The 26,061-nt window shown below is 71.6% G+C and carries 24 protein-coding genes and 2 tRNA genes; 11 read left to right on the top strand and 15 right to left on the bottom strand.

What is annotated here, in order from left to right; translation table 11 throughout:
• Positions 1-21: 21 nt before the first annotated feature.
• The 5 genes from H6H00_RS07390 to H6H00_RS07370 are packed head-to-tail and all read right to left on the bottom strand — an operon-like array spanning position 22 to position 4,729.
• Positions 22-1,290 carry an ABC transporter substrate-binding protein gene (locus H6H00_RS07390; protein WP_185720578.1) on the bottom strand — a complete coding sequence of 423 codons (1,269 nt, stop codon included), beginning with the start codon at positions 1,288-1,290 and terminating at the stop codon, positions 22-24.
• On the bottom strand, positions 1,287-2,366 hold the full coding sequence (locus H6H00_RS07385; RefSeq protein ID WP_185720577.1) for a branched-chain amino acid ABC transporter permease: 1,080 nt from the start codon (positions 2,364-2,366) through the stop codon (positions 1,287-1,289). The genes H6H00_RS07390 and H6H00_RS07385 overlap by 4 nt, the downstream gene beginning before the upstream one ends.
• The gene (locus tag H6H00_RS07380; RefSeq protein ID WP_185720576.1) at positions 2,363-3,253 is read right to left on the bottom strand and encodes a branched-chain amino acid ABC transporter permease; all 891 of its coding nucleotides are present in this window, start codon (positions 3,251-3,253) and stop codon (positions 2,363-2,365) included. The genes H6H00_RS07385 and H6H00_RS07380 overlap by 4 nt, the downstream gene beginning before the upstream one ends.
• 7 nt (positions 3,254-3,260) lie before the next feature.
• Positions 3,261-3,974 carry an ABC transporter ATP-binding protein gene (locus tag H6H00_RS07375; protein ID WP_185720575.1) on the bottom strand — a complete coding sequence of 238 codons (714 nt, stop codon included), beginning with the start codon at positions 3,972-3,974 and terminating at the stop codon, positions 3,261-3,263.
• Positions 3,971-4,729, bottom strand: a complete 759-nt coding sequence (locus H6H00_RS07370; RefSeq protein WP_185720574.1) for an ABC transporter ATP-binding protein — start codon at positions 4,727-4,729, stop codon at positions 3,971-3,973. Before H6H00_RS07370 ends, H6H00_RS07375 begins: the two co-directional genes overlap by 4 nt.
• Before the next feature lie 146 nt (positions 4,730-4,875).
• On the opposite strand from H6H00_RS07370, the gene H6H00_RS07365 reads away from it, so the two are divergent.
• Entirely contained in the window at positions 4,876-5,883 is a 1,008-nt protein-coding gene (locus tag H6H00_RS07365) for a winged helix-turn-helix transcriptional regulator (protein WP_185720573.1), read from the top strand.
• A gap of 18 nt (positions 5,884-5,901) precedes the next feature.
• Here H6H00_RS07365 and H6H00_RS07360 read toward each other — a convergent pair whose 3' ends face one another.
• The 3 genes from H6H00_RS07360 to H6H00_RS07350 are packed head-to-tail and all read right to left on the bottom strand — an operon-like array spanning position 5,902 to position 10,220.
• Positions 5,902-6,873, bottom strand: a complete 972-nt coding sequence (locus H6H00_RS07360; protein ID WP_185720572.1) for an MsnO8 family LLM class oxidoreductase — start codon at positions 6,871-6,873, stop codon at positions 5,902-5,904.
• 54 nt (positions 6,874-6,927) lie between these two features.
• Positions 6,928-8,814, bottom strand: a complete 1,887-nt coding sequence (locus H6H00_RS07355) for a primary-amine oxidase (RefSeq protein ID WP_185720571.1) — start codon at positions 8,812-8,814, stop codon at positions 6,928-6,930.
• A gap of 2 nt (positions 8,815-8,816) precedes the next feature.
• Complete coding sequence (locus H6H00_RS07350) at positions 8,817-10,220, bottom strand: APC family permease (protein ID WP_185720570.1); 1,404 nt, start codon at positions 10,218-10,220, stop codon at positions 8,817-8,819.
• Between the two features lie 223 nt (positions 10,221-10,443).
• Here H6H00_RS07350 and H6H00_RS07345 point away from each other — a divergent pair, with 223 nt between their 5' ends.
• The 3 genes from H6H00_RS07345 (at position 10,444) to H6H00_RS07335 (ending at position 12,888) form a co-directional block, all read left to right on the top strand.
• Positions 10,444-11,853, top strand: coding sequence for an APC family permease (locus tag H6H00_RS07345; RefSeq protein ID WP_255425622.1), 1,410 nt, complete (start codon positions 10,444-10,446; stop codon positions 11,851-11,853).
• A complete protein-coding gene (locus H6H00_RS07340) occupies positions 11,850-12,596 on the top strand; it encodes an IclR family transcriptional regulator (protein ID WP_185720568.1) in 747 nt (248 codons plus the stop codon). The genes H6H00_RS07345 and H6H00_RS07340 overlap by 4 nt, the downstream gene beginning before the upstream one ends.
• 94 nt (positions 12,597-12,690) lie before the next feature.
• Complete coding sequence (locus H6H00_RS07335) at positions 12,691-12,888, top strand: hypothetical protein (RefSeq protein WP_185720567.1); 198 nt, start codon at positions 12,691-12,693, stop codon at positions 12,886-12,888.
• 47 nt (positions 12,889-12,935) lie between these two features.
• Here H6H00_RS07335 and H6H00_RS07330 read toward each other — a convergent pair whose 3' ends face one another.
• Positions 12,936-13,643: a hypothetical protein gene (locus tag H6H00_RS07330; protein ID WP_185720566.1), complete on the bottom strand. Its 708-nt coding sequence runs from the start codon at positions 13,641-13,643 to the stop codon at positions 12,936-12,938.
• 307 nt (positions 13,644-13,950) lie between these two features.
• Between H6H00_RS07330 and H6H00_RS07325 the strand changes: the two genes are divergently transcribed.
• Positions 13,951-14,619: a response regulator transcription factor gene (locus H6H00_RS07325; protein ID WP_255425621.1), complete on the top strand. Its 669-nt coding sequence runs from the start codon at positions 13,951-13,953 to the stop codon at positions 14,617-14,619.
• Between the two features lie 58 nt (positions 14,620-14,677).
• On the opposite strand, the gene H6H00_RS32795 is transcribed toward H6H00_RS07325, so the two are convergent.
• The 3 genes from H6H00_RS32795 to hisC form a co-directional block, all read right to left on the bottom strand.
• Entirely contained in the window at positions 14,678-14,812 is a 135-nt protein-coding gene (locus tag H6H00_RS32795; RefSeq protein WP_369408067.1) for a GlsB/YeaQ/YmgE family stress response membrane protein, read from the bottom strand.
• Positions 14,813-15,112: 300 nt separating this feature from the next.
• Positions 15,113-15,508: a DUF4870 domain-containing protein gene (locus H6H00_RS07315; protein ID WP_185720564.1), complete on the bottom strand. Its 396-nt coding sequence runs from the start codon at positions 15,506-15,508 to the stop codon at positions 15,113-15,115.
• 24 nt (positions 15,509-15,532) lie between these two features.
• Entirely contained in the window at positions 15,533-16,585 is a 1,053-nt protein-coding gene (gene hisC / locus H6H00_RS07310; protein ID WP_379540044.1) for a histidinol-phosphate transaminase, read from the bottom strand.
• Between the two features lie 60 nt (positions 16,586-16,645).
• Here hisC and H6H00_RS07305 point away from each other — a divergent pair, with 60 nt between their 5' ends.
• The 6 genes from H6H00_RS07305 (at position 16,646) to H6H00_RS07280 (ending at position 22,212) form a co-directional block, all read left to right on the top strand.
• Positions 16,646-17,344 carry a dienelactone hydrolase family protein gene (locus H6H00_RS07305; protein WP_185720562.1) on the top strand — a complete coding sequence of 233 codons (699 nt, stop codon included), beginning with the start codon at positions 16,646-16,648 and terminating at the stop codon, positions 17,342-17,344.
• A 239-nt stretch (positions 17,345-17,583) separates the two neighbouring features.
• Positions 17,584-19,542 (top strand): acetoacetate--CoA ligase, encoded by a 1,959-nt coding sequence (locus H6H00_RS07300; protein ID WP_185720561.1) that lies wholly within the window; start codon positions 17,584-17,586, stop codon positions 19,540-19,542.
• Between the two features lie 44 nt (positions 19,543-19,586).
• Positions 19,587-19,676, top strand: a tRNA-Ser gene (locus H6H00_RS07295).
• Positions 19,677-19,731: 55 nt separating this feature from the next.
• A tRNA-Arg gene (locus tag H6H00_RS07290) sits at positions 19,732-19,807 on the top strand.
• Between the two features lie 110 nt (positions 19,808-19,917).
• The gene (locus H6H00_RS07285) at positions 19,918-21,219 is read left to right on the top strand and encodes a site-specific integrase (protein ID WP_185720560.1); all 1,302 of its coding nucleotides are present in this window, start codon (positions 19,918-19,920) and stop codon (positions 21,217-21,219) included.
• Positions 21,220-21,300: 81 nt separating this feature from the next.
• Entirely contained in the window at positions 21,301-22,212 is a 912-nt protein-coding gene (locus tag H6H00_RS07280) for an aminoglycoside phosphotransferase family protein (RefSeq protein WP_185720559.1), read from the top strand.
• A gap of 223 nt (positions 22,213-22,435) precedes the next feature.
• Here H6H00_RS07280 and H6H00_RS07275 read toward each other — a convergent pair whose 3' ends face one another.
• The 3 genes from H6H00_RS07275 to H6H00_RS07265 all read right to left on the bottom strand — a co-directional run bounded on the left by H6H00_RS07275 (position 22,436) and on the right by H6H00_RS07265 (position 25,892).
• Positions 22,436-23,578: a hypothetical protein gene (locus H6H00_RS07275; RefSeq protein ID WP_185720558.1), complete on the bottom strand. Its 1,143-nt coding sequence runs from the start codon at positions 23,576-23,578 to the stop codon at positions 22,436-22,438.
• 437 nt (positions 23,579-24,015) lie between these two features.
• Positions 24,016-25,416: an NsdA family TPR-like regulatory protein gene (locus tag H6H00_RS07270; RefSeq protein ID WP_185720557.1), complete on the bottom strand. Its 1,401-nt coding sequence runs from the start codon at positions 25,414-25,416 to the stop codon at positions 24,016-24,018.
• Between the two features lie 143 nt (positions 25,417-25,559).
• Positions 25,560-25,892 (bottom strand): helix-turn-helix domain-containing protein, encoded by a 333-nt coding sequence (locus H6H00_RS07265; protein WP_141282605.1) that lies wholly within the window; start codon positions 25,890-25,892, stop codon positions 25,560-25,562.
• Positions 25,893-26,061 lie beyond the last annotated feature (169 nt).

The following is a 26,061-nucleotide window of genomic DNA, read 5'->3' as shown; positions in this document are numbered from 1 at the left end:
TGCGTGTCCTCTCGTGGTGCTTCAGCCGATGGCGATCGGGGTGCCGACGGGCTCGAAGGCCTGTGCGGCGGCGTCCCACCGCAGCGCCTGCAGCGCGGTGGTGCCGGTGAACCGCTCGGGGGTGGACACGAACCGGATGCCGTCGAGGTACATCGGCGGCGCGTAGTCCTGGTTCAGCGCGGCCGTCATGATGCTCGCGCGGCTGAGCCCGTGGGGTCCTTCGGCGGCGGCGCGGATGGCGGCGATCGTGACGTCGGCCTTGATCCAGCCGTCCACCGCGTAGGCCGAGGTGGGCGACTCCAGCCCGGCGGCGGCCGCGGCGGCGAGGTACTCCTGGACGGCGGGCTCGGCACTCTGCACCGGGTCGGCGGGCAGGCGCATGTAGCTGCCGACGATCTGGCCGTCGGCGACGGCCCCGGCCGGCTTGAAGATGAGGTCGGCGTCGGCGCAGGTCGAGGCCTGGACGACCAGCCTCGGCTGGTAGGACACCCGGCCCAGCGCCTCGGAGACGGCCAGGCAGTCGGTCACGACGCCCGCGACGAGGTAGACGTCGGCGCCGGCCTCCTGCAGCGACGTCAACGCGACGATCTTGTCGTCGCCGAGGGGGACGGTCGTGACCACCTCGACGCCCGCGGCCTCGGCGGCCGCCTGGAACGCGGCGGAGGAGGCCTTGCCGGACTCCGTCTGGTTCTCCAGGACGCCGACCCGCGCGTCCGGGAAGGTCTCGGCGATGTAGCCGGCCTGGAAGGTGGCCTCCCCGGTGCCCGCCGGCAGTGACTGGGTCGTCCACGGGTAGGTCGTGACGTCGCGGAACTGCGCGGCCGACGTGCCGGTCATCAGCGCGGGCACGCAGGCCGCGTTCTGGTCGTCGATCACCGCGCCCAGCTGCCCGGCCCCGGCGACGCCGATGATGTCGACGTCCTCGCGCTGGATCAGCTCGGTGACGTTCGCCTTGGCGCGGGCCGGCTGGAACGCGTCGTCGCGCTCCAGGAGCTCGATCATGACGCCGTCGATCCCGCCCCGCGCGTTCTCGGTGTCGATGCGGGCCTGCATCCCGTCGAAGCTCTGGCGCACGGAGGCGGCGAAGGTGCCCGACAGGGCGGCCGTCCACCCGATCCGGATGGTGTCGGTGATCGGCGCGGTGGCCGCGGCCGGGTCGGTGCACGCGTCGGTGGAGATCAGGCCGTCGCCCGTCGCGGCTGCGGGCGCCGACGTCTCCCCGGCGCTGTTGGCGCAGGCGGTCAACGAGGTCACGACCGCCGCGGTGGCGATCAGGGAACGGACTCTCATGGTGCGTCCTTCGGGGCGGAGGGGGGATGGGGTGGAGCCGGACGGACGACGAGCACGCGGCGCGAGAGCCGGGCGAGACCGCCGACGATGCCCTCGGGCATGACGAAGACGATCGCGATCAGCACCACGCCGAACAGCACGGACGCGAGCTGGCCCGCGCCGATCGAGGAGGTCCAGTACGGGAGGAAGACCACGGCGAACGCACCGACCAGCGGGCCCGTGCGGGTGGCGCTGCCCCCGATGACGAGCCCGGTGAGCAGCGCGATCGCCTGGAGCAGCGAGAACGAGCCGGACGCCGAGAGGCTGCCGATGTACATCGCGAACAGGCAGCCGCCCAGCCCGGTCACGGCCCCGGAGAGGCCGAAGACCAGCACCTTGACCCGGGCCAGGTCGACACCGGACGCGGCCGCCGCGACCTCGTGGTCGCGCACGGCCCGCATGGCGAGCCCGAACCGGCTGGTGACCAGGTTGTGCACGGCGAGCAGGACGACGGCGAGCAGCACCACCGACAGCCAGTAGATCCACAGGTCCTTCTGCCCGACGGTCAGGCCGGTCCACGGCGGCGGTGCCAGCAGCCGCCGGGGGATCTGCAGCCCCGCCGCGCCACCGGTGAGGCCCTCCAGGCGGGCGACCACCTCGGGGAAGGCGATGCCGAGGGCGAGCGTGACGGTCGCCAGGTAGAGGCCGTGCAGCCGCAGCGCGGGGATGCCGACCGCGAGCCCGACGACGAAGCACAGGGCCATCGCCGTCGGGATGGTGGAGAGCGGGTCCTGGTCGAACCGGACGACGAGCACGCCCGTGACGTAGGCGCCGAGCCCGAAGAACGCGGAGTGCCCGACGGAAATCAGGCCCGTGTAGCCGTTGACCAGGTTCAGTCCGGAGATCGCGACGGCGTAGATCAGGACGAGGGTGACCTGCCCGCGGAGGAAGGGGTCCAGTCCGGCACCGCCCGCCGCCGCGAGCAGCGCCGCGACGGCCAGTGCGGCCAGTGCGGTGCGGTGCGTGCGCCCGCCCCGGACGACCACGCGCGGTCCGCGTCGCGGCGCGGCGGGAGGGGCTTCGGTCGTGGCGGTCATACCCGCACCACCCCGCGCGTGCCGAACAGCCCGGCCGGGCGCACCACCAGGATCCCGACGATGATCAGGAACGCGATCGTCAGCTTCATCTCGGCGCCGACGGCACCGAGGTAGCCGCCGATCATCGCCTGCGCCACGCCCAGGGCGAGCCCGCCGACCACCGCGCCCCGGATGCTGTCGAGCCCGCCGAGCAGCGCCGCCGCGGCCCCGTAGATGAGCACCGTGAACATCGTGGCCAGCGAGAGCTGGTTGGGGGGCAGCACCGGTGTGAGCAGCACCCCGGCCAGCGCGCCGATCGCCGCGGCGAGACCCCAGCCGGACATCAGGACCCGGCCGACGTCGACGCCGCTGAGCGCTGCGGACTCGCGGTTCGTCGCCACCGCCCGCATCGACAGCCCGAGGGGGGTGCGGGTCAGCAGCAGGTGGACGGCCACGACGACCGCGACGAGGACCAGCATCAGCCCGACCACGTCGTAGGGCAGCAGGGCGCCGCCGATCTCGAACGACCCCGCGGGGAGCACCCCGCGGAACGGTTTGTCGTCCGAGCCCCACAGCAGCCCGGACAACCCGTTGAGCGCGGTGAACAGCCCCAGGCTGACGATCAGCACGCCCATCTCGCTGCGCGCGCTGATCGGGGAGATGAGGAAGCGCTCGGTGGCCGCGCCCATCCCGAACCCGACGAGCACGACGACCGGGAGCGCGGCCAGCAGCGGCAGCCCCAGCTGGTTCAGCCACCAGGCGAGGTAGGTGGTGAACAGCGCGAACTCGCCCTGCGCGAAGTTGATGGTGCCGGAGCTGCGGAAGACGATCACCAGCGTCAGCGCGATCAGCGCGTAGACCGAGCCCGCGGCGAACCCGCTGAACAGCCGGGTCAGGAAGATCTCCACGGGGCCCTCACAGTCCGAGGTAGGCGGCGCGGATCGCGTCGCTGTCGGTGAAGTCGGCCGCAGGGCCGGTGGCGCGCACCGCGCCGGTCTCCAGCACGTAGACGCGGGTGGCGATCTCGAGGGCGAGGTCGGCGTTCTGCTCGACGAGCAGCAGCGCCACACCGTCGGTGCGGTTGATCTCCACCAGGCGCTCGAACAGCATCCGGGTCACCAGCGGGGCGAGCCCGAGGCTGGGCTCGTCGCAGAGCAGCAGCCGGGGCCTGCTCATCATCGCCCGGGCGATGGCGAGCATCTGCTGCTCGCCGCCGGAGAGCGTGCCCGCGACCTGCCTCCGGCGCTCGGCCAGCCGGGGGAAGGTGTCGTACCAGCGCTCCAGGTCGCCGGCGACGCCCTCGCGGTCCCCGCGCGCCGTGGCGCCGACCCGCAGGTTGTCCTCGACGGACAGCGCGGCGAGCGTGCCCCGGCCCTGCGGGACCATGCTCAGCCCGCGGCGCACCAGGGCGTGCGGGGCGGCCCCGCTGACGTCGACGCCGTCGAGCGTGACCGTGCCGCGGTGGGGGAGCAGTCCGCTGACGGCCCGCAGCAGCGTCGTCTTGCCCGCACCGTTGGACCCGAGCACGACCACGACCTCGCCGCTGCGCACCTCCAGGTCGATGCCGCGCAGGACCTGCACGCGGTCGTACCCGGCGTCGAGACCGGCGACCCCGAGCACCGCGCTCACGCCCGGCTCCCCAGGTAGGACGCGACGACGGCGGGGTCACGGGTGATCTCGGCCGGTGTGCCCTGCGCGATCACCCGGCCGAACTCCATCGCGACCACCCGGTCGCTGATGCTCATCACCAGGCCCATGTGGTGCTCGACCAGCAGGAACGCGGTGCCGGTGTCGTCGCGGACCTGCCGGATCAGCTCGCCGAGCTCGCGCACCTCGCCGTGGGTGAGGCCGCCCGCGGGCTCGTCGAGCAGGACCACGGCGGGCCGGGCGATCAGCGCCCTGGCCAGCTCGACCCGCTTGAGCGTGCCGTAGGGGAGTTCGGCGACGGTGCGGTCGGCGACGCCGGCGAGCCCGATCCGGTCGATCAGGGCGTCCACCTCGCGGTCGAGGGCGCGGCTGCGGGCCCGCTCGCCGGGCCAGCCGACGAGCGCCGCGACGAGGCGGGGCCGGGCGCGGTGCTGCACGCCGGCCAGGACGTTCTCGCGCACGGTCATCGAGGCGAACAGCGCGAGGTTCTGGAAGGTCCGGGCGATGCCGTGCGCGACCACCTCGTGCCGGCGCAGGGAGAGGACGTCGACGTCCCCGATGCCGATCCGGCCGGCGGACGGGTGGTGGACGCGGGTGACGCAGTTGAACAGGGTCGTCTTCCCCGCCCCGTTCGGCCCGATCAACCCGCAGATCTCCCCGGCCGCCACCTGCAGCCCGATGCCGTCCAGCGCCGTCACGCCGCCGAAGGAGATCGACAGGTCCTCGATGTCCAACACGACGGCCTCCTGACCAAGTCACTCTGTTAACTGATGTAAGTGACTCCGGTAGTTGTAGCACGCCGGGTTGCTGGCGGGGAAGGCGTGAGGGACAATCTCCGCAGCTGGGCTGCTGTACGGTCCGGCGACGGGGCGGGGGTGGTCGTGTGCCGGATGACGTCCGGGGCCGGCAGATCGTGCTGCCCGAAGGCGGTCCCAACGCCCTGGCCCTCGCGTCGCAGATCCTCGCCAGTGAGTGGAACCTGTGGATCCTGGCCCGCGCGATGGCGGGGGACCGGCGCTTCTCCGACTGGATCCGGCACGGCGAGATCTCCAACTCCGTGCTGAGCGGCGGGCTCGCGATGCTCACCGATCTCGGCCTGTTCCGGCGCGAGGCGTACCAGACCAACCCGGTCCGCCACAGCTACGAGCTGACGCCGCGCGGCCGGGCGACCTGGCCCGCGCTCGTCGGGATCTGGGCGTGGGAGAGCCGGTGGGGCACGGTGCCCGGGCGCCCCGGGTTCGACATCGTGCACCTGCCCTGCGGCCGGGTGCTCGACCCGTGCACCGAGTGCGCGGCGTGCGGCGCGGAGATCGCCGGACGCCACCTGCGGATGACCGTCGGGCCGAGCGGCGGGTGGTTGCGGTCGATCCCCGAGGTCGCCAACCGGCGGCGTTCCCGGTCCACCGGGGTCACCGCGGGGGAGTTCCCGGAGACGATGGTGCTGATCGGCGACCGGTGGTCGTGGGCGGTGGTCGGTGCGGCCTTCCGCGGGGTCACCCGGCACTCGGAGTTCGTGCAGTTCCTCGGCGGCCCGATCCCGACGATCACCGAGCGGCTCCGCACGTTCTGCGAGATCGGCGTCATGCAGGCGGTGCCCGACGCGGAGCGCCCCGACTGGTTCGACTACCGGCTCACCAGCAAGGGGCGCGCCTTCCTGCCGGTCGTGCTGCAGACCGTCGAGTGGGGGCAGCGCAACTTCCGCTCACCGGAGGGCCGGGCGCTGGTGATCCGCCACGAGAAGTGCGGGCGGGTGGTGCACCCCCAGCTGGCCTGCCGGGGCTGCGACCGCCCCGTCCGCCTCGACGACCTGGGCACCTCCCCGGCCGGTCGCGGCGGGGCCGATCCCGTCCCCGGCATCTCCCCGGTGCCCGGTCCGCGCCCGGCCGCCTGAACCCCGCGGCCCGACCGGTCAAGCGCGGCGGGCCCAGAGCGCGGCGAGGCGGCCGTCGGACTCGCGCAGGGCGTCGCGGTCGAACGTCGAGGTGGAGGCGAGCAGCTCGTCGGCCCCGGTGCGGGCGAGGAGGTCGTCGAGCCGGGCCGCCACCGTCGCGTCGTCCCCGGCCACGGTGCGCCCCACCGCCGCGTCGACGACCTCGCGCTGCCGCGGGGTGAGCGGCCGCGCGGCGTCGGCCGGCTCCAGGGCCGGGAACGCCCCCGTCGTGCGGGCCGCGGCCAGCGCCCACGCCTCCGGGACCGCGAGCTCGCGGGCGGCGTCGACGGAGTCGGCCACCAGCACGTCGAGCGAGACGACGACGTACGGCTCCGCACCGGCCGCCCGGGCCCGGGAGCGGTAGTCGGCGATGCGCTCGCCGACCGCGGCGTCGTCGAGGACCGGGCCGCCCAGCACGACCGGCAGCCCGGCGTCCCCGGCCACGGCGAGACCCGAGCCGGTGGCCAGCACGAACACCGGCGGCGGGTGGTCGAGCCGGGGCCGGGCGGTGACGGCCGCGCGACCGTCGAGGTAGGAGCGCAGCTCGGCGAGGTCGTCGGCGAAGGTGTCGGCGCCGTCGCTGCGCAGGGCCTCGCGCACCGGGGCGGTGAACCCGAGCGACCGCCCGACGCCCAGGTCGACGCGGCCCGGGAACAGCGCCTCGAGCATCGCGAACTGCTCGGCGACGACGAGCGGCTGGTGGTTGGGCAGCATCACCCCGCCCGAACCGACGCGGATCCGCTCGGTCCGCGCGGCGACCGCGGCCATCAGGACGGGCGGGCTGCCGCTCGCGATCCCCGGGACGGCGTGGTGCTCGGCGACCCAGAACCGGTGGTACCCCGACGCCTCCGCCCGGCGGGCGCGCTCGACGGTGTGCCGCAGCGCGGCGGCGTCGGGCTCACCGGCGCGGGTGCGGGAGCGGTCGAGGAGCGAGAGCCGGACGGGTGCCATCACCCGGCTCGAACGCCCCTGCGACCGCCCCCATTCCGCGGCCCGCGGGACCGGTCAGCTGCAGTGCTTCCCCCCGCTGCTCGGCACGTCGAGGGTGGGGTTGCGGTCGAAGAAGCCCACGGGCTTGAGCGTGAAGCCGGTGTGGTCGACGGGCATCACCGGCCAGTCCTCCGGCCGCGGGAAGTGGGTGGTGCCGAACGTGTGCCACACGACGATGTCCTCCCCGTCCACCGGCCGGTCGGCCGCGACCCACGCCGGCAGCCCCGCCCCGCCGGGGTTCTGGTTCACGAAGTCCCCGGCCGGGTAGCGCTCCGCCGGGTCGTACTTCGTCACCCACAGGTGCTTCGTGGCGAACGTGGCGCGGGCGTGGATCGACGACGACTCGTCGGCCAGCATCGCCGGGCGCCCCTCCGGGATCAGCGCGTAGCCGACGTCCTGGCCCAGCGCGTTCTGCACGTCCGGGTTGACGATGTGCCAGGTCCGTCCGACGGAGGTGTCGGCGAGGCGCTGGGCGTCGGACTCGGTCGTCAGGCGCGTCCGGGCCCTGCGGAACGCGTTGCCGTAGGGGTTTTCCGGGCCCACCGGCACGCGCTGCGCCTGCACCTCGTCGACGGCGTTGGCCACCCCGTCGACGGTCATGTCCAGCCGGGCGGAGAACAGGTGCTGGTGGAACGGCGCCATGAGCCCGGGCGCGACCTCCGTGGCGTACTCCGACGGTGCGGCCGCGGTGAACACGATGCCGGTGGCCTTGACCTCGAGCTGGATGGTGCCGTCGAGGTAGAGGTACCAGTAGAAGCCGTAGTCGTAGTTGCCGATCGGGGTGAAGAACGAGAACACCATGCGGCGCTGGCGGCGGGTCTCCGCGCTGCCGGTGAACAGGTCGGAGTGCTTCCAGAGGACGCCCGTGTCCTCCTCGTGCATGCAGATCGCGTTGGTGATCGTCTTCGGGTGGCCGAGGTCGTCGGCGATGACGGCGTCGAGGTAGTGGATCTCGCCGAGGCAGTCGCAGCCGAGCTGCAGCGAGTCGGCGTAGCGGGCGAACATGTACTCGCCGCAGTCGAAGTAGTTCTGCCAGAAGCGCACCGGCGCCGGGTCGGCGTAGGGCACCACCATCTCCGCGACCGACGCCCGGTAGACCACCGGCCGCCCGTCGAAGCTGATCTGGTGCAGGGTCAGGCCCTCGCGCTCGTTGAACCCGATGCGCAGGTCCCACTTCTCCCAGCGCACCCGGTTGCCCTCGACGGAGAACGACGGGCCGTCGGGCTGGGTGATCTCGATCGGCTTGAGGGTCGTGCGGGGCTCGCCGACGAACGCGGGGTCGTCGAAGTTGCCCGACGTCGACGGCACCGGCACGGGCCCGGTGTCGATCACGCGGTCGACCGAGCGGCCGGTGAGGTCGACGTAGGCGACGAGCCCGTCGATCGGGTGGGCCCAGGGGTGGTCCTTCTCGTGGTCCTGCTGGAACCCGAACGCGCGGACGATCCGGCGCCCGACCTCGCCCGGGATCTCGTAGACCCCGGCCGAGAGCGGCACGGCGCGCACGGACTCCGGCGCGATGCCCCTGGCCTCCAGCGCGGCCAGCCAGGCCGGCTCGGCGTTGAGGATCTCCTCGATCATCTCGAACTCGGTGTCGATGATCGGCGGCTGGCCGTCGACCGGCGGGTCGAGCTCGCGGGAGGAGACGACCTCGCCGCTGGTGGCCGACACGACGGTGTCGACCGAGCGACCCGTGGCGACGTCGAGCAGGACCGCCCGGAAGCGCCGGTCGGCCGCGGTGCCGTCGAGCACGGCGGACTTGACGGGCTCCTCGGGGGCGAAGAACGCGAACCGGACGGACTCGCCCAGCAGCCCGGCCTCGACGAGCGCCGTGCGGACGGCGTCGACCTCGGCTGCGGTCGTCAGCTCCAGCGGATGGGTGGTGCGGGTCTCGGCGAGGGTCATGGTCAGTGCCTCCCAGATGCAGCGGGCGCGACGGTCGGGACGGGCCGGGCCGACCAGGCGGCTCCGGCGACGAAGAACACGACCAGCACGGCGCCGATCGCGGTGGCGAGTCCGGTGGACCCACCGATCAGAGTGGAGAAGTTGGAGATCGTCAACCAGAGGCAGACGAGGAGTCCGGCCAGTCCGAGCCCGGGCGCGACCACCGTCTGCCACGGCCTGCGGTCGGCGCCGGTGCGCCGGAAGAACACGAGCACGGCCAGACAGGTCAGGGCCATCAGGGCGAGGACGCCGAGCGTCGCGGTGCCGGCCATCCACGCGAACACCTGCGTCACCGGGTCCATCCCGGCGAGCGCGAACACGGCGACGAACACCAGCGCGGTGCCGGTCTGCGCGAACGAGGCGATGTGCGGCGAGCCGTGCACGGTGTGGCTGCGCCCGCAGGCCGCGGGCAGCGCGCCGGTGCCACCGAGGGCGAACAGGTACCGCGCCAGGACGTTGTGGAAGGACAGGATCGCGGCGAACAGGCTGGTCACGAGCAGCACCTGGGCGATGTCGCCGCCGACGGGGCCGAGCGTGTTCGTGATCGTCGTCAGCAGCATGTTGCCGGGGTCGGCCCCGGCCTGAGCGAGGGCCTCGGTGTCGCCCCACGCGGACACGACGGCCCACGCGGAGACGGTGTAGAACGCGCCGATCAGGACGAGCGCGAGGTAGGTGGCGCGGGGGATGGTGCGCTCCGGGTCGACGGCCTCGTCGCGGAACACCGCGGTGGCCTCGAACCCGATGAAGCTGGCGATCGCGAACATGATCGCGACGCCGACCGAGCCGGACCCGATCTGGGCGGGCACGAACAGCGCGGTCGACGGCGTCGACCCTGTGGTCGCGACGACGGCGTCGAACACGAGCACGATCGCCACCTCGGACACCAGCAGCACGCCGAGCACCCGGCTGGACAGCTCGATCCGCCGGTAACCGAGCACCCCGGTGACGGCCAGCGCGGCCACCGAGTACAGCCACCACGGCAGCGCCGGGCCGCCGTAGTGCTGGACGAGTCCGTCGAGGATCGCGCCGATGTAGCCGTACACCGCGAGCTGCACGGCGGTGTAGGTCGCCAGTGCGAGGAACGCGGCGCCCCAGCCGGGTGCGCGCCCGAGACCGCGCTCGACGTAGGAGTAGAACGCGCCGGCGTCGGGCACGTGCTTGGTCATCGCGCAGAAGCCGACGGCGAACAGCAGCAGCACCACCGAGCACAGCGCGAACGTGGCGGGGAACGCGGCGCCGTTGCCGATGGCGATGCCCAGGGGCACCGTGCCGGCGATGACGGTCAGCGGCGCAGCGGCCGCCACGACCATGAAGACGATGGAGCCGACTCCGAGCGAGCCGGTCAGGGTGTGCGTGCGGTCGGTCATGCGGACCTCCGGGGACGGGTTGCGCAGCACCGTCCGCCGGTGTCCCGCCGACCGGCAACGGTCCGGGCCCGCTCGCGCGAATCGCCCGCCGCCCGTTCCCACCTCCCGGGAACGCGCCCGGCGGTTTTCTCATTCGGACGGTCGCCTTCCGCAGCATCCGGGCGATAGCGTCCTACGCTGCGCCGACCAGCGGCGGAAGGCTCTCCACATGAAGGACCGTCGCGTGCCCCACCTGCGTCACCGTTCCCCGGTGCACGGCCTGGACCGCCGCAACCTCGGCCCGGCCGAGGTGCTGGCGCAGTCCGTCGCCGGGGCGGCGCCGGCCGCCGCGATGGCCACCGTGCCCGCGATCGTCGCGGCCACCGCGGGGCCCGGGACGCTGTGGTCCTTCGCCGTCGCGACGGCGGTCGCGCTCCTGATCGGCAGCTGCATCGGCCAGTTCACGCGCCGGATGGCCGCCGCCGGCTCGCTCTACAGCCTGACCGCGCAGGGCCTCGGCCCGGTCGCGGCGTTCAGCTCGGGCGTGGCGCTGCTCGTCGGCTACGGCGTGCTCGCGATGGCGGCGATGACCGGCTCGGCGATCTACCTCGACGCGCTGGTGGCCCGGCTCGGCGGGACCGAGGGCTCGCGCCCGGTGCTGGTGCTGGCCGTCTGCGTCCTCGCGGTGCTCGCGACCGGCGGGGTGCTGGTGCGGGTGCGGCTCTCGGCGCGGGTGGTGCTGCTGGTCGAGGCGGTCTCGATCACCGTCATGACGGTGGTGTTCCTCGCGCTGCTCGGCGCCGACGCCCCCGCGGGCCCGCCCCCGCCGGACCCCGGCCTCGGCGGGATCGCCGCCGGGGTCCTGCCCGCCCTCGGCGCGTTCATCGGCTTCGAGGCGGCCACCGCGATGGGCGTCGAGGCCCGGCGGCCGTTCCGGACGGTGCCGCGCGTCGTCACCTGGACGGCGGGCGCGGCCGGCGTGCTGTACCTGTTCGGGGCCTACACCCAGGTCAGCGGCTTCGCCGCAGGCGGCCTGACGACCGAGCCCGAGCCGGTCCTGACGCTGGTGATGGCCCGGGGCGAGGCCTGGATCGCGGTGCTGCTCGACGTCGGCATCGCCATGTCGTTCGCCGCGTGCACGCTCGCGACGCTGGGCGCGCTGGTCCGGGTCGTGTTCTCGATGGCCCGCGACGGGATCGTGCCCGCGCGACTCGGTGCCACCCATCCCCGGTTCCGCACGCCGCACGTCGCGATCGCCGTGGCGCTGCCGGTGGTGGCGGCCGTCCCGGCCGGGCTGCTCGCGGCCGGCGTCGCGGGATCGCAGGTGCTGGCCGGGCTGCTCACCGTCGCGACCGCCGGTTACCTCGTCGCCTACCTGCTGATCTGCCTGGCCGCTCCGCTGTTCCTGCGCCGGATCGGCGAGCTGACGGCGCCGCCGCTCGTCGTCACCGCGGTCGCGGTGCCGGTGCTGCTCGCGGTGCTGGTCGCGTTCGTGGTGTCGGCGTGGGGCGGGGTGATCCCGCTGGTGATCGGCGTGCTGGTGCTCGCCGGGCTGGCGTGGCTGGGCTGGCTGCGGTGGCGGCGGCCCGGCGAGCTGGCCGGCATCGGGGCGTACGACGAGACCGTCGCCGACGACGTGCTGGTCCGCCCGTGACCGACCCCTCCCCGCTCTCCGGACGCCAGCCGCGCGCGGTGCGCAGCGCGCTGGCGGTGCTGGAGGAGGTCGTGGCCGCGGGGCCCGGGGTCACGGCGAAGGAAATCTCCGCCGCGCTGAAGCTCCCGCAGGCCACGACGTACCGGCTGCTGAACCTGCTGGTGGGGGAGGAGTACCTGGTGCGGCTGCCGGACCTGCGCGGGTTCGCGCTCGGCCGCCGCGCCGCCCGGCTCGCGCTGCCCGTCGTGACGCAGCCGCCCGCGGCCGCGCGCGCCGTCGTCGAGCACCTGCGCGGGCTGGTGCGCTGGGGTGTGCACCTCGCGTCGTTCCGCGGCGGCACGCTCACGCTCGTCGATCCCGACCCGGACCACCCGCCGACGGAGTCGGCCGTGCTCGCCCGCTACCCGCACGCGTCGGCGCTGGGGCGGTTGCTGCTCGCCGACCAGGCCGACTGGCGCGCACTGGCCCGCGACCTGCGCCCGCTCACCGCCCACACCGTCACCGGCACGACCGAGCTCGGGGACCGGCTGGCGCTGGTGCGGGACGCGGACCTGGCCCGGCAGTGCGGCGAGCTCACCGCCGACAAGGGCTGCCTCGCGGTCCCGATCCGGGACCCGGCCACCGGTGCGCTCGTGGCCGGGCTGGCGCTGTGCGGTCCCGCGGCGCGGGTGGCGGAGCCCAACGACGAGCTCGTCCGGCTGCTGCGCGAGCACGCCGAACGGCTCGTCCCGCTGCTGGCCTGAAACCGGCTGAGGGCCCGTGCCCCGCGGCACTAGGATCGGCCGATGATCTCCTGATCCGCCGCCGCTGCCGTCGCCCCACCCACCGGAGGTCGCCATGTCCGAGAAGCCCAGCACGCCCGAGCCCGAGACCCCCGACGCCGTCGACGACGTCGAGGCGCCGGAGGCCCCGCTCAACCGCGCCGACCGGCGCAAGAAGGCCCGCACGCCCGCGCAGCCCGGTCACGTCGGCCCGCAGGGCGACCCGGTCCGCGGCACCCGCGGGCCGCGCCCGCACAGCAAGCGCGCGATCTGACCGCACCCGTCCCGCCCGTTGGGGAGCGCCGGGCGGGACGGGTGCGGTCAGTAGCCGTAGCCGCCGTCGGCGGGCGCGACGGCGCCGCCGGTCGTCTGCACGTCGGCGGCCGGCTCCGGGGCCGGGGCCCCGTTGACGGGGGCGGGCACCGTCGGCCCGGTCGGGCCGGGTTCCGGGACCACGCCGTTGCTCACCGCGGTGAGCTGGGCCGGGGCGTTCGGGGTCGTCCCGCCGAACCAGCCGGCCGCGGCGGCCCCGACGACGACCATCGCCACGGCCACCAGCGCGCCCGACACCAGCATCCGCACCGGCCTGCGCCGCGCGGGCGGGTCCGGGGCGAGGAACTGCAGCACGGTCGTCGGGGTCTCGTCGGCCGTGGGGTCGGCGAGGACGTCGTCGACGACGGCCAGCTCGCGGCGGCGCCGCGGGGCGTCGGCGTCGGGGCCGGTGCGCGGCGCCGGGATCCCGACCGGCTCGATCGGCCCGGTGCGCTCGGCGGGCGACTCGTCGTCGAGGGGGGCGAGCCGCGTCCGGGGACCCGCCGGCGGGGTGGCGACGCGGTCGGCCGCGGGGCGGCGCGGCCGCCGGACGTCCGGCTCGGCCGCGGTCCGGGGGGACGCCGTCCGCGGGGGAGCGGTGAGGACGGCGTGGCGGCCGGTGGACTCGACCGGGGCGTCGCGCTCGGCACTGATGCGGGCGATCAGCTCGGCGGTGGTCTCCGAGCGGCCGGTATCAGCGGGGGGTTTCCGTCGCATGGGTCGGAACAGTAGGAAGATGACGCCCTGTGATCGACGAACCTGAGAGGGCGGGTTGCGCGCACGCGCCAACAGGTCGTTCCGGAGCGCCGGAACGCGGCCCGTTCGCGCTCGGGTGGGTGTCCGGTAGTCCGTTCGGCTCAGTCAAGTTCTCAGCTCTGCGTCACGACGCCTGCGCCGAGGGGTGATGTCGCTCCGTTAGCGGATTGTTACTCCGGTCGGTGATGGGGCAGAGTGGGCGTCGATGCTCCCTGCTGCTCCCCCAGGGGGTGCGTCCACGTACGTGCCGGTCATTCCCCAGCCACGCGTGCCCGTGCCCCAGGTCGATCACGTCCTGCTGGCGCTGCCCCCGACGGCCGCGTCGGCCTCCGTGCTGCGCTCGTTGCGGGCCGACGGCGTCAGCGTCAGCCCCGTCGGGCACGGCATCGGCGTGCTCGACGCCATCCGCACCCGTGACCCTGCGCTGATCGTCCTCGACGTCGAACTGCCCGGTCCGGACCAGACCTCGGTGCTCGCCGCCGTCCAGAACGAGGCGCCCGGCGTCCCCGTCATCGCGATCACCCCGCGTGAGCGCCGGGCCGGTCTGCTGCACCAGCTCCGCGGGGACCGCGACGACTACGTGCTGCGCCCCTTCGCCGTCGACGAGCTCGCGGCGCGCATCCGGCTGCGGCTGCGACTGGGTCCGGCGCTCGACCACGCGGTGCTGCGGCACGGGGAGCTGGTCGTCGACACCGAGTTCGGGGACGTCACCGTCGACGGCCAGACGGTCTCGCTCTCGCCCACCGAGTTCGCCCTGCTCATGGCCATGCTCGCGGAGCCGGGACAGGTCGTGTCGCCCGACCGCCTCGCGCGCGAGGTGTGGTCGGAGCCGGCGTCGGCCAACCTCGTGCAGGTCTACATCTCCTACCTGCGGCGCAAGATCGGACCCGAGCGGATCCGCACGGTCCGCGGCGCGGGGTACGTCCTGGAGCCGTGAGACGCGGACGGCGCCCCGCCCGCCGCAGCGGAGGGGGCGCCGTCGGCGGTGTCGGGGGTCAGCGCGAGACGCTGCGCCGCCCGGTCACCAGGCGGTAGATGCCCAGCAGGAGCAGGGATCCGACGAGAGCGATGAGCCAGGTCCGGATCTCGAAGAAGCCGCCGGTGCTGACGCCGAAGACCGCCGAGGCGATCCAGCCGCCGAGCAGGCCGCCGACGATGCCGATCAGGAGTCACGATGATCCCGCCCGGGTCCTTACCCGGCATGATGTACTTCGCGAGCGCGCCCATCAGGCCGCCGACGATGATCCAACCGATGAATCCCATGATTCCTCCCGATTCACGCCCCGTTGCGAGGTGGGAGGAAGTATGGGCCGCTCCGGGGCCCGTGACCACGCCGGACGCGCGCGGATTCCGGACGTTCCTCCGAAAGATCCTGGAACGCCCCTCAACCGTGACCCGATCGTCACGCCCCGGCGGTCGATCCTCCCGGATCAGCTGATCAGGCGGATGGTGAGCGGGTAGCGGAAGTCCTGGCCCTGCGACGCCCTGATGGTGGCCAGCACGACGCAGACGACGTAGAACACGCCGTAGACGATGAGGATCGCGAATCCGATCAACACGATCGCCAGCAACCACCCGATCGCGATGATGACGAGTGCGTTGAGTTGGAAGTTCAGCGATTCCACGGCCTGTCGCCGCACGAACGGCGACTGCCCGCCGCGCACCAGCAGGACGATCAGCGGCGCGATCAGGCCGAGGGCGATGTAGGCGGCGACGAAGCTGCCGAGGTGGGCGCCGACGGCCCAGTTCCGGTCCTCGGACGGGACGAGCTCGCCCGAGCCGGAACCCTGCGGCCAGGACGGACCGGGCGGTGGGTAGGAGCTCATCGCCCCATTGAACCGCAGATCAGGTCAGCCCGGGAACGATGTCGCCGCATCGAGGAACGCATCGTTCTCGGCCGGTGTCGACACCGTGACCCGCACGCCGTCGGGGTGGAACGGCCGGACCACCACCTTGTGCTCCAGGCAGTGCGCGGCGAAGTCGGCCGTGCGCCCGCCCAGGGCCAGCCACACGAAGTTGGCCTGGGTCGGCGGCACGGTGAAGCCGGCGGCGGTCAGCGCGTCGCGCACGCGGACCCGCTCCGTCACGACCTCGGCGCACGCGGCCAGCAGCTCGTCGGCGTGGTCGAGCGCGGCGATCGCGCCGGCCTGCGCCACCGAGCTGACGCTGAACGGCGCGCACACCTTGCGCAGCGCCGTGGCGACCTCGGGCGAGGCGACGGCGTAGCCGACCCGCAGCGCGGCGAGGCGGTAGGCCTTGGAGAACGTGCGCAGGACCACGAGGTTGGGGTGGGCGTCGACCAGCGCGAGCCCGTCGGCGGCGTCCGGGTCGGTGACGTACTCGCGGTAGGCCTCGTCGAAGGCGACCACCACGTCCGGGCCGACGGCGACGAGGAAGCGCTCCAGCTCGGCGCGGGTGACGACGGTGCCCGTCGGGTTGTTGGGGCTGCACACCATCACCAGGCGCGTGTGCGGCCCGACGGCGGCGGCCATGGCGTCGAGGTCGTGGCGGAAGTCGTCGGTGAGCGGGACGGTGCGGGCCGTCGCGCCGCCGATCTGCGTGACGATCGGGTACGCCTCGAACGAGCGCCAGGCGAACACGACCTCGTCCTCGGGGTGCAGGCAGGTGGCCTGCACGAGCTGCTGGCAGATGCTCACCGATCCGCACCCGGTCGCGATCCGCTCCGGCGCGACGCCGAGCGCCTGCGCGATGCGCGCGGTGAGACCGACCGTCGCGAGGTCGGGATAGCGGTTGCCCCCCGCGGCGGCCTCGGCGATCGCCGCGAGGACGGGGGCGGTCGGGGGGAGCGGCACCTCGTTGCTCGCGAGCTTGATCGCGCCCGGGACCGCGCGGCCGGGGACGTAGGCGGGGAGGCCGTCGAGGTCGGCACGGATCGTCGTCACGAGGATCACCATAAGCCGCCCGGTCCGGTCCGATCGGACGCGTCGTGCCAGGCTAGAGCCATGACCGACATCCGCACGGAGACCGTTCCCCTGGTCGACGGAAGCGCGTTGCGGCTCACCGTCGCCGAGCCGGTCAGCTCGGTCCGCGGGGGGATCGTCGTGCTCCACGAGGCGCGCGGCGTCACCGATACCGTGAGAGGCCTGGTCAGCGGCCTGGCCGCGGACGGATGGCTCACCGTTGCCCCCCATCTGTACCACCGCGACGGCGCCGACGAGGTCGACGGCGACGACGGCCAGGTGCAGCAGCAGGTCGACCGCCTCGAGGGCGAACAGGTCATGGCCGACACCGATACCGCGTTCGGCTGGCTCGCCGACCACGACATCACCTCCGACCGGATGGGCGTGATCGGGTTCGACCTCGGCGGCTCCGTCGCGCTCCTCGTGGCGGCGAAGCGGACGCTGGGCGCGGCCGTCACCGTCGCGGGGGAGGGGATCGTGGAGACGCCCTCCAGCGGCCTCCCCGCGCTCGTCGACGCGGCCCCCGGGCTCACCTGCCCGTGGCTGGGCATCTACGGCGAGGACACCGCCGGGGAGCGCGACCCGGAGATCGAGCAGCTGCGCGACGCGGCCGCGAAGTCGGAGCAGGCCACCGACCTGGTGGTCTACCCGCGCACGGGCTACCGGTTCGACGCCGACCCCGACTCCGCCGCCGACGCCTGGCAGCGCACGCTGAACTGGTTCGACAGCCACCTGCGCTGACGGCCCGACCCGCCCCGGCGAGTTCGCCGACCCGCCCCGGCGAGTCCGCCGATCCGGCCCGGCGAGTTTGCCGACCTGGCCCGGCGAGTCCGCCGATCCGGCCCGCGGAGGCCGACCGGCTCTCGATCACCGGCCCGCGCAGCCACATGATCAGGAGCGGGTCCGCGCCACATGCCGGCCGGCGGTGATGTGTGCGCTCCTCCCTGGCGCGCGGCCGCTGCGGATTGCATGCTGGCGCCATGTCCGAGACCCCCGCCGTCCTGTGGGCTCCCGACCCCGACCACTCCGGTCCGCTCGCCGCGTTCACCGCGTGGGTGCGCGAGCACCGGGGCGTCGAGGCGTCCGACTACGCCGCGCTGCAGCGCTGGTCCACCGAGGACCTCGACGGGTTCTGGTCGGCGGTCGCGGAGTTCCTCGGCGTGCGGTTCCGGACGCAGCCGACGGCGGTGCTCGGCTCGCGCGAGATGCCCGGGGCCCAGTGGTTCCCCGGCTCGACGCTGAACTACGCCGAGCACGCGCTGACGCCCGGTCCCGGCCGCGAGGACGACGACGTCGCCGTCCTGTTCGCCCGCGAGGACGGCCTGGAGCGCACCGTCACCCACGCCGAGCTGCGCGACGCCGTCGGCCGGGCCCGCGCCGGTCTGGTGCGGGCGGGCGTCGGGGTCGGGGACCGGGTCGTCGCGCTGGCCCCGAACTCCGTGGAGACGCTGGTCGCGTTCCTGGCCGCCGCGAGCCTCGGCGCGATCTGGTCCTCGTGCTCGCCCGACTTCGGCGCCCGCGCCGTGCACGACCGCTTCGCGCAGATCGAGCCGGTCGTGCTCGTCGCCGTCGACGGCTACGTCTACGGGGGCAAGCGCTACGACGTCCGGAAGACGGTCACGGCGCTGCAGGAGCAGCTCACGACCGTCCGCGAGACGGTGCTCATCCCCTACCTCGGGGAGACACTCGACGGCACCGTGCCGTGGGAGGAGTTCACCGCGGAGCACGCGCCGCTGGAGTTCGAGCCGGTGCCGTTCGACCACCCGCTGTGGGTGCTCTACTCCTCCGGCACCACCGGCCTGCCCAAGGGCATCGTGCACGGCCACGGGGGCATCGTGCTCGAGCACGTGAAGGCGCTCGGGCTGCAGATGGAGCTCGGGCCGGGTGAGCGGTTCTTCTGGTTCACCACCACCGGCTGGATGATGTGGAACCTGCTCATCGGCGGCCTGCTCGTCGGCTCCACCGTGGTGCTCTACGACGGCAACCCCGGCCACCCCGACCTCGGCGCGCTCTGGGCGCTGGCCGAGCGGCACGGCGTCACCTACTTCGGGGTGTCGGCGCCCTACATCCAGGCCTCCCTCAAGGCCGGCCTGCGCCCGCGCGACCAGTTCGACCTCTCCGGCCTGCGCGCCATCGGGTCGACGGGCGCGCCGCTGTCGGAGGACGGGTTCCGCTGGGTCGGCGACGCGGTCGGCGAGCACATCCAGATCTGCTCGGTCTCCGGCGGCACCGACGTGTGCGCCGCCTTCGTCGGCTCGGCCCCGAACGTGCCCGTGTGGATGGGCGAGATCTCCTGCGCCGCGCTGGGTGCGGCCGTCGTCGCCTACGACGAGAAGGGGCGGGAGCTCGTCGACGAGGTGGGCGAGCTGGTGATCACGCAGCCCACGCCGTCGATGCCGGTGATGTTCTGGAACGACCCCGACGGATCGCGGCTGCGCGAGGCCTACTTCGACGAGTTCCCCGGCGTGTGGCGCCACGGCGACTGGGTCCGCCACACCCCGCGCGGCTCCTACGTCATCTACGGCCGCAGCGACTCCACCCTCAACCGCGGCGGCGTCCGCATGGGCACCGCCGACTTCTACGCCGTCGTGGAGGGGTTCGAGTCCGTCGCCGACGCCCTGGTCATCGACACCACGGAGCTCGGCGCGAAGGACGAGGGCGCCCTGCTCTGCTTCCTCGTGCTCGCCCCCGGGGCCGCGCTGGAGGACGTCGAGCCCGACCTGCGCAAGGCCCTGCGCACCGAGCTATCGCCGCGGCACGTCCCCGACCGGTTCGTCCTCGTCGACGCGATCCCGCGCACGCTCAACGGCAAGAAGTGCGAGGTGCCGGTCAAGAAGATCCTCGCCGGCATCGCCCCGGACAAGGCCGTGAGCAGGGGGGCGCTGCAGAACCCCGACGCGCTGGCCCCCTTCCTCGCGCTCGCGCCCGGGGGGTCGTGAACGGGCGCGGGGGGATCTAGTAAGGTTGCCCAGGTACGGCTTCGGGAGGCTTCGCCTAGTCTGGTCTATGGCGCCGCACTGCTAATGCGGTTTGGGGTAACCCCCCATCCCGGGTTCAAATCCCGGAGCCTCCGCTCCGACGTGGCCTGTTAGGCTGCCGAGGTTCACAACTGAAGATCAGCACGACATGCGCCCGTAGCTCAACGGATAGAGCATCTGACTACGGATCAGAAGGTTAGGGGTTCGAATCCCTTCGGGCGCACCATCGTCGCACTGGCCCTGACCAGCATGAACGGTCAGGGCTAGATCATTTCCTGGATCGAGTAGTTGATCTCGGTCCACGGCCCGGTCCACGAACGCTGCTAGCTTCCGCTCGTGACCACCCGATCGGACGCGCCGGTGTCGCGCCAGCGCGGCAGCATCCGACGCCGCGCGCGCTGCTACGAGGTTCGGGTCTCGGCCGGCGAGGACCCCTCGACCGGCGAGCGGATCGTGCTCGTCGACAGCGTCGAGATCGAGGGCCAGGGCGACCGCGCCGAGCGCGCCGCCTACCGGGAAGCGGAGAAGCTCCGGACGAAGCTGCTCGCTGACGCCGACGCATTGAAAGTCGCGCGGACGAAGGCGACGGTCGGTGCGCTGCTGGAGCGCTGGATGGCGCAGCACGAGATCGACGCGACGACGCGCATGACCTACGAGTCGCAGATCCGGATGTACATCGTTCCCGCACTCGGAGACGTCCCACTGGTCCTGTTCGTGCGGGACGCTTCGCAACGACTGGAGACGCTCTACAGCCGGCTCCGGAAATGCCGGGCGTTGTGCAGCGGCAAGCCGTTCATCGAGCGCCACGTCGAGAAGGGGTCGCACGACTGCGCGGCCGCCGGCTGCAAGGTGCATGTCTGCAAGCCCTATGCCGCGTCGAGCGTCCGGTCGATCCACGCCATCCTGTCCGGCTCATGCAGCGCCGCCGTGCGGTGGGGCTGGATCAGCTTCAATCCGATGCCGTCGGTCCGGCCGCCGGCTAAACCACGCCCGCAGCCGCGCCCGCCGACGAGCGAGCAGATGGCCCGGATCGTGGAGGCCGCCTGGTCTTCGTCGGCCGAGTGGGGTCTCTACGTCTGGCTCTCTGCGGTGCTCGGCGCGCGTCGAGGCGAGGTGGTCGCTCTGCAATGGGAGGACGTCGACCTGGCCGCCGGGGTCGTGCGGTTGGACGAGAACTACGTCCGCACGAATGACGGCATGGTCCTCAAGGACACGAAGTCGCACCAGATGCGGCGGGTGTCGATCGACGCTCCGACCGTCGAGCTGCTCCGCCAGCACCGGGAGGACTGCGCGGGCCGGCTCGCGCTGCTCGGCATTTCCCTGACGGACCGCACGTGGGTGTTCTCGGCGAAGCCGGACCTGAGCAGCCCGCGTGACCCGGCGTCGCTCACGCGCCGCTACGGGCGCCTCGTAGCCAAGCTCGGCATCGACACGATGCTCAAGGAGCTGCGGCACTACTCCGCGACGGAGCTGCTCACCGCGGGCGTGGATCTGCGCACCGTGGCCGGCCGGCTCGGGCATGGCGACGGCACGACGACGTTGCGCCACTACGCCGCATGGGTCGGCTCGGCCGACTCCGCGGCAGCCGGCGTCATCGGGGGTCGGATGCCCGTCCTTCGGCCGGTCGACCGTTCGTAGGCCCGGCGACTCGGCACGGTCCGCGCGTACCCTGAGGCACGATCGCTTCCCGGTCGAGCCGAAGGTGGGGACAGCGCCGAAATGGCCGAACTCGCGACCAGCTCCAGCGAGGCGCTCACGGAGACCACGGCCCGTCGGGCGTTGACGCGTGCGTGTCAACAGGTCGGGCTCCCTTACAGCGACGCCGAGCTGATTCGCATCGGCTCCAACGCGGTGTTCCGGGTGAACGCGGCGACCATTGCGCGGGTGGCACCGTCGGTGGCGCACCGCGAGAACGCGCAGAAGCAGATCGACGTCGCCCGCTGGTTGCGGGATATCGACTACCCCGCGACGCGCGCGCTCGACATCGAGCAGCCCGTCGACGCCGAGGGCCGGGTTGTGACGTTCTGGGAGTCGATCGCCCCGGAGACCCGCTACGCCCCGATCCACGAGGTCGCGAGGTTGACGCGCTGGCTTCACGATCTCGAAGTGCCGCCAACCTTGGCTCTGCCGGCACTTCAACCGTTGGGAGCGCCGGGCGACCCGTTTCCGGACCTTGCAGCGATCCCGAAGCACGATGCGCAGTTCCTCCTCGAGAGGCTCGAATGGGCACGTTTGCGGTTCCCGTGCCTCCCGTTCGTGCTCCCCTCCGGTGTCGTGCACGGCGATGCCAATGTGGGCAACGTCCTACTCGACGACAAGGGCCGCGCGGTTCTGATCGACCTAGACGGCTTTTCTACTGGTCCGCGCGAATGGGACCTAATCCAGACTGCATTGTTCTACGATCGGCTCGGATGGCACACCCGCGACGAGTACATGGAATTCGTGAACGTCTACGGATACGATCTGATGCGCTGGTCCTACTACGGCGAACTAGCTGATATGCGTGAGATTGCCATGACAACGTGGCTGTGCAGAAAGGCGGGAGACTCGACCAGTACCGCAGCGGAGGCCCTGAAAAGGGTATCGGCGATTCGCACGGGCTCAAGTAGGCATGATTGGAGCGCATACTAGCACTTCGGAGGTGGTCAGCTTGAGATTCTGAATCCGTTTCTCCGGACATTGTCACGGGTGTCGGAACGTGTAGCTGAGATACGTAGAGACCTTCGACCGCTGCCTGTCACGCCGTGACTTCGCCGCCAGTCCCCGGGTGATAGGTGACGCGCTTCTGCGACGGCGCCTTAGTAAACGCGAAGATCAGAGACGCTAAAGGGTAGGGCTCACGCTCGGCTCGGCATCAACTTGCGGGTGGGTGTAGTCGTAGATCAGGGAGCATCTGCTCGTCGAGGCTGGCTCCCGTTATCCTACATTCGACAATTTGCACCTCAAGGGGGCGCCCGTCGCCTCTCCCTCTACGAATGGCTGCGGCTCGGTGGTTTCCATCAAGGACTAGCAGTCTATTGGGCCCGAGCTCTAGAGTAACGAGAACTGTCGTTTGAATTTTGCCACCAGGCTTCTGTCCGAGCGCACTTGCCATCTCGCCCACCCGAAAGGTCGAGTTCGCTTCGAGTGCCGCCATATACGCCCTGGTGTCGTCAAATTCGACCGGTTTTGCACCAGGCGCCGCCGAATCCGACGGACCGCCGTCGGGCGCTGCGCACCACACTGACAGAACCGTGTTCTCCTCGAACCACTTCACAGAGAACGCTCGGTGGACGGTAATCTTGGCGCCTTGCTGAATCTGCTCAGCCAGAACTTGCCATTTAAGCCCCACCTGAATTCGGTTGTAAACGTCGCCATTCTCGTACGACGCCCTGAAGATCTCGAAGGGGATCACCGACTCGACCGGCGGTACAGCTAGAAGCTCATTCAGTCGACCCTGTAGTTGGGGGTAGGTGTTCAAGCTTTGGTCGTCGTTGCGCTGCACCGCCGACTCTATCTCATCCTTAAGTTCCTGAACTTCAACGACCAGGTTGTTCCAGTCGTCAGTTTCCCATACTGTGTACGCTCGTACTGACTCCGTCAAAGACCTGTGCACGTCACTAGCTGCGTGCGCCACAAACTTGAGGTAGTTCGTTCGAGAGGATTTCTCAGCGGACCCGTATGCGCTGGCGCCTGCTCGCATCTCAATCATGATCTGACTCGCTGTACCTGCGCGAAGATCTGCTGAGAACAAGCCTAGCAATTCTGCAACTGTGCTCCGCTTCTCTAGAAGTGTGACGGATGCGGCCGCAGACCTTTGCGTTCGCGCTTGGCGATTCGCGAGAATTACGGTCGCGACTGTGACTACGTATGCGAAGACTATGTTGCTGGCCCAGTCTTTGGCGCTCCATGTATCGTTGACCGCAACCAGTATGGCGTGAAGGATTCCAACGATTGGGAGCGTTGCGGCCAGAGGCCAGTATTGGATGAGCTCGCGGCCCATCTTTCGCGAGCTCATATCTGCCTCCTAGGAGTGCTGTAAAATCGGCGTGAGGATTGCAGGTCTCGGTGTAGGCGCAACGTACCCCTTCTGGATTCGGGAGCCTGTGAGTTAATTGCGAGGCCATCGTGAGATGCGATCTTTTTAGTTGGGGATGCTGATCGCTATGTCATGTGCCGCCCCTCGTACTCGAATGTCTAGGCAGCACAACGCCCGGCCATCTACAGATGGGCTGACTGTCGAAAAGTATGACCGCATCGTGACTTCACGACATCGACAGACGAAGCCCCTCGCCATGCATCTCCACCGTCAGGGCAGCTTCGCACACATCGGCCCGGTCCCGCCGTCAGTGGAGTGGCAAGGCGGCTTCGGGCTGGCGACGCGCCAAGCGCGCCTTTGATGACGGAAGAGGTCAAGGCAGCTGGGGGCCACGTCAGTTAGGTTGCGGAACACTTCTACCGCAGTGACCGCTCACTTCGTGACCACATACGCGTGTCTCGAACGCTGGCGGCGAACTCTCGAACGCTGGGCGCTCGCCCATGCCGCGCCAGCCGCTCTCGGAACTCGGTCACGTAGCTGTGGCAGCGCGCCGACTCCAGACCTTCGCCGACGGCGAACGCTTGCGCGGCAATCTGGCATCCCTCGTCGACGTCGCCGCGGTCGAGGTGCGCGTCAGCGAGAACCATCGCTACGAAGAAGTCACTCCGGACGTAGTCACCGGACGCCGAGTTCAGGGCGCGCCTTGCGAACTCGATCGCCCGATCCGGCCGGCCGAGGTCGCGGTGACAGTGGCCCAGCTCTGCTGCAAGCTCGGCGTCGTCGAAGTAGTCGAGCCACGCAGGCCCCTCGCCCGGGGTGTGCCGTTCGAAGTGGTCAATCGCGGCGCCCATCGCCCGGTCGCACGCCGTTGCGTCGCCGAGTCGCGCGAGTGCGCGCGCCTCCATCGCGTAGAAGTGCGACGTCAGGATCGCGACGCCGGTTGATTCCGTCCCGAGTCGTGCCGCGCGGGCCATGTTCGCGGCTTCCCGGTACCGGCCGAGGAAGCTGGCCTGGTGGCTCATCGCGTCGAGGATGCTCGCCGCAAGCAGTCGGTCCTCTCCAGCGTCGGCAAACCCGAGGGCCTGGATGAAGTAGCGCTGTGCGAGTCCGTGGTGTCCGGCGTCGTACGACATCCACGCGGCCAGCTGCGTCGACTCGCCGGCTGCGGAGAAGAGGGATGCGCGGACGTCGGCGGTGCCCTGTGCGCGTAGGAGCTGGGGAAGCTCGCCGCGGAGGTACTGCACGAGGGCGTTGCGCGCGTGGGCGCCGCCGAAGGTGCTGTCGATGCGGTCGAACGTTGATCGCATCGTGCGTAACCGCTCGACGTCGGACGCGCCGACCTTCTTCGGGCTCGAGCCCGAGCCGAGCCTCTGTTGTGCATCCACCAGCCACGCCATCGAGGCGTCGTGCCAGGCCCCGACGTTGGCCGGCGCGTTGCTGAGAGCGGCGGTTCCCGCGAGATCGGCTTCGAGCAGTTCGGCGACGCTGTTCACGCCGTCGTCAGGTCGGTAGGGGTAGGCGAGCCCGACGTCGGGCGAGACGGAGAGCATCGACCGGAACCCAAGCTCGTCGGGCGAGATACGCCGGCCGAGCCGAACGGCGAGGGCCTCTCGGATCGCGTCGCGGGTCGCGTCGTCCCGGGGGGAGACGCCGGACAGCCAGCGACTGACGTAGGTGTGATTGAACCGCTTCCCTGCGGCGCGCCCGGCCGGGGAGTCATTGACTGCCCGCGCGAACTTCTTCCGGCCGACCTCACCGCGGCCGTCGAGGAAGCCGGCTTCGGTCATGAGTGCGACGAGGCGTTCGTTCGTCGGCACGACCGATCACCTCCCTGACCTGCGCCCTGTGCGCAAGTGTGCCCCCTACTGCGCCCTGTTGGAGGCGGTTCCGGACATCCAGGCTGGTCCCTGTGCAGGACAGCCTCGGCGCCCGAAACGACAGGAGGCGAGAGATGCCACAGCTACGAGGGAGTGCCGTTCTCGCGCTCCAGCACCTCGACGCGGTGACGCAGGTCACGGAGGTCGCGGCGGATCGCGGCCAGGTCGTCGGTAGGGATGTCGTCCGTGGAGCGTCCGCGGAGAACTGCGCCGAGGTGATCGGCGGGCCAGTCGAGTGCGCTCGACAGCGACGCCAGCGTGCGTGGCTGCCGTCGCCGCTCGTTGAGCACGTGCACCAGTTCGCGGACCGTCGTAAGCGAGACGCCGGAGCGCGTGGCCAGCTCCGTCATCGTCATGCCGCGGTCGTCCAGCCGGGCGCGGATCGCCGCGCCGACAGCCGGCCAGTCTTGGCTCATGTGCTCTCCCGGGTCGAGGTCTGCCGAGAGTAGCTAGAGCGCGAAGCCGCGCGTAGGTCGCGCGTAGAACTCTGTTGACGAACTATCAATCGACGCTCAAACTGAGTGTGAAACTGGCAGAGCGCGAGATGGCGAGATGCACGGGCACCGAGACGCAGGAGTGGCAGGA

It is taken from the genome of Pseudonocardia petroleophila, from assembly GCF_014235185.1.
Taxonomy (GTDB): domain Bacteria; phylum Actinomycetota; class Actinomycetes; order Mycobacteriales; family Pseudonocardiaceae; genus Pseudonocardia; species Pseudonocardia petroleophila.
The sequence above is the reverse complement of the archived record's forward strand: the minus strand, read 5'-3'. Positions and strand labels throughout refer to the sequence as shown.

Excerpts from the sequence above, each read along its gene's own strand:
- H6H00_RS07355 (WP_185720571.1), bottom strand. The coding sequence starts at position 8,814 with ATGACCCTCGCCGAGACCCGCACCACCCATCCGCTGGAGCTGACGACC.
- H6H00_RS07360 (WP_185720572.1), bottom strand. The coding sequence starts at position 6,873 with ATGGCACCCGTCCGGCTCTCGCTCCTCGACCGCTCCCGCACCCGCGCC.
- H6H00_RS07315 (WP_185720564.1), bottom strand. The coding sequence starts at position 15,508 with ATGAGCTCCTACCCACCGCCCGGTCCGTCCTGGCCGCAGGGTTCCGGC.
- H6H00_RS07330 (WP_185720566.1), bottom strand. The coding sequence starts at position 13,643 with ATGCGACGGAAACCCCCCGCTGATACCGGCCGCTCGGAGACCACCGCC.
- H6H00_RS07335 (WP_185720567.1), top strand. The coding sequence starts at position 12,691 with ATGTCCGAGAAGCCCAGCACGCCCGAGCCCGAGACCCCCGACGCCGTC.
- H6H00_RS07390 (WP_185720578.1), bottom strand. The coding sequence starts at position 1,290 with ATGAGAGTCCGTTCCCTGATCGCCACCGCGGCGGTCGTGACCTCGTTG.
- H6H00_RS07275 (WP_185720558.1), bottom strand. The coding sequence starts at position 23,578 with ATGAGCTCGCGAAAGATGGGCCGCGAGCTCATCCAATACTGGCCTCTG.
- H6H00_RS07300 (WP_185720561.1), top strand. The coding sequence starts at position 17,584 with ATGTCCGAGACCCCCGCCGTCCTGTGGGCTCCCGACCCCGACCACTCC.
- H6H00_RS07350 (WP_185720570.1), bottom strand. The coding sequence starts at position 10,220 with ATGACCGACCGCACGCACACCCTGACCGGCTCGCTCGGAGTCGGCTCC.
- H6H00_RS07305 (WP_185720562.1), top strand. The coding sequence starts at position 16,646 with ATGACCGACATCCGCACGGAGACCGTTCCCCTGGTCGACGGAAGCGCG.
- H6H00_RS07265 (WP_141282605.1), bottom strand. The coding sequence starts at position 25,892 with ATGAGCCAAGACTGGCCGGCTGTCGGCGCGGCGATCCGCGCCCGGCTG.
- H6H00_RS07385 (WP_185720577.1), bottom strand. The coding sequence starts at position 2,366 with ATGACCGCCACGACCGAAGCCCCTCCCGCCGCGCCGCGACGCGGACCG.
- H6H00_RS07280 (WP_185720559.1), top strand. The coding sequence starts at position 21,301 with ATGGCCGAACTCGCGACCAGCTCCAGCGAGGCGCTCACGGAGACCACG.